We start from the raw sequence: 2,242 nt of genomic DNA on the forward strand, positions 1-2,242 counted from the left end.
GCGCGGGGCCGTGCGGCGGGGAGCCGGGCGCAGTGGCCTCGCCGGCGAGGCCGGCCGGGCCGTCGGGCCGACCGGTCGACGTCACGGTGACGACGGCGTGCACGTCCGTCCCGCCGGCCGGAAGGTACTCGTTCTGGTAGACCTCCGCGGTGAACGCGCCCATCAGTGATCCACCCGGGCGGCGACCACGGTGATGTTGTCGTGGCCACCGGCGTCGATCGCGAAGTCGACGAGGTGGCGAGCGACGTCGAGCGCCGTGCAACGCGGCGGGAGCTGGTTGACCAGCGAGGCCATGACATCCGGGCGGGAGGCGTAGTTCCACAGCCCGTCGGAGCACACCAGCACCGTGGCGGGCGCCTCGATCGGGAAGATCTCCGTGTGCGGGGCCACGTCCTCGACGTCGCCACCGAGCCAGCGGGTCAGCGTGTGCGCCCGCCGATGCGTCTCGGCCTCGTTGGCGGGAATGAGACCTGCCCGGGCGGCCTCGGCGGCCCAGGTGTCATCCGAGGTCAGCCGCTCGCACCAGCGCGGTCCGAGCAGGTAGACGCGACTGTCGCCGACCCACCCGACGGTGACCATACCGGGACCGTCGGGAGTCGGCGGGGTGACGATGGCGGCGGCGAAGGTGCACGACGGGGCCATCCGCCCCTCGGCCGCGCTGAGCTGGGCAATCGTGGCCTGCGCGGCCTCGACGGCGGCGTGCAGTGCGGCCTCGGCGTCCTCCGGGGAGAAGCCCCCGACGATCGCCCGCGGCGCCGTGCGCGGCTCGGAGTACTCCGGGTACGCCGGCTCCAGGATGTCCAGCATGTCGTCGGCCGCGCTGGCGCCGCGGGGCGGGCGGGTGTCGTGGTGGACCGGATGACCGGGCCCGTGGGCCCGCACCGCGTCCGCGAGCACGGCCATCGCGGTGGCCGCGGCGGCGGCCGAGGCCTGACCGGAGCCGGGCGTCGTCGAGACCCCGTCGCACACCACCGCGATGAGCGTGCCGTAGACGACCGCGAGCCCCATCGCGTCCTCGTTGGTCGTGTGGCGCACGCCCCGGTCGCACACCCCGGCCAGCTCGCCGAGGTCGACCTCGCTGTGGTCGGCGTCGCCGTGCGCCGGATCCGGGCCCGCCAGCGGATGCCCGCAGACCTCGCAGTAGTGGTCGTCCGAATACACCGGCGCCGCGCACACGGGGCAGCGGCCCAGGTCGTCGTCGGGGTCGAAGGCCCCGCTGCCGGACAGCTGGTAAGCCACCGTGGGGGCGTCATCGTGCGGGTTGAGGTCCACCGTCATGCCGCCGGGAGAGATCGTTCGCGTGCGGGCGGTGTGCGCAGAGCCATGTGCTGGGTGCCTCCTGCCCCTGCTGGTCCGGTCATCGGAGCTCGCCGCCGTCGCTCCGCGACGCCGGGGGCGCACGGCCGGCGACCGGACGAACTGGTCACACGCGTCGAGCTGGTCATCGCGGATTCACGGGGACGTATTCTCCCAGGTTCCCCCGGGGCCCGTCGATGCCGTAGATCGCCGTGGGCGGGCCAGGTCCCGGTGCGTCCACCTCCGTCGGCGCGCAGCCTTAAGAGAGCGTAAGGGGCGAGGGTCGAGGACGGTGGCGGCCATGCCGGTGCCGGGGCATCGGCCACGCCGGCCGGTCTCCGCCCGTCTTCGGCCCGCACCCCGCCGTGGCCCAGCACGCCCCCGCGCCCGAGCCACGGTCCGCGACCGCGTGACGACGCGTGGCAAGCGATGCGCACCGAACCCTCCTGACCTGGCTGAGGGCGGCCGGGACCACCCAGGTCGCCGGCGTGGGACTGCCGCCTCAGGATAGGGCGCCGGGCAGCCCCGAACGACCATGTCGGGGCAGGCAGTCGGGTTCTGGCCCGCCGGACCCCCGACCGGGGGCCCCTGGCTGGTCGGCGGGCGGGCCGGGACCGGCCGGACCCGGGGCCCGGTCGGCGCCGGCCGCGCCCCCGGCGCCGGCCGTATACCGTGGTCACATGGTCATTTCCGCGGCGCACGCCGGTCGGTGGCACTGATGGCCGGCGCCGCGCGCCGGGGCGGTGGCGGGATCGCCCGGGGCGGACAGGGCGGCCGGGCCGGTAAGGCGGGCTCGCATCGCAAGGGAGCCGGCACCGGCAGCGGCGGCCAGGGTCGCAAGTCCCTTGAGGGCCGGGGCGCGACTCCGCCCGCCCAGCTACGTCCCGGCCATCCCGCGCAGCGCCGGGCGGGGGCCGCCGCGGCCAGGACCGCACAGGGCGGGGAG

Annotated in this window: 1 protein-coding gene and 1 pseudogene; one reads left to right on the forward strand and one right to left on the reverse strand. The window is 75.9% G+C overall.

Annotation, left to right across the window (positions count from 1 at the left end; genetic code table 11):
• Positions 1-162: 162 nt before the first annotated feature.
• On the reverse strand, positions 163-1,278 hold the full coding sequence (locus ND748_RS30405; RefSeq protein ID WP_251749702.1) for a PP2C family serine/threonine-protein phosphatase: 1,116 nt from the start codon (positions 1,276-1,278) through the stop codon (positions 163-165).
• A gap of 736 nt (positions 1,279-2,014) precedes the next feature.
• Here ND748_RS30405 and ND748_RS30410 point away from each other — a divergent pair.
• A pseudogene (locus ND748_RS30410) lies at positions 2,015-2,242 on the forward strand (23S rRNA (guanosine(2251)-2'-O)-methyltransferase RlmB); the annotation flags it as partial.

It is taken from the genome of Frankia sp. AiPs1 (assembly GCF_023716945.1).
Lineage (GTDB): Bacteria > Actinomycetota > Actinomycetes > Frankiales > Frankiaceae > Frankia.

Coding starts and splice junctions, on each gene's coding strand:
- ND748_RS30405 (WP_251749702.1), bottom strand. CDS start 1,278: ATGACGGTGGACCTCAACCCGCACGATGACGCCCCCACGGTGGCTTAC.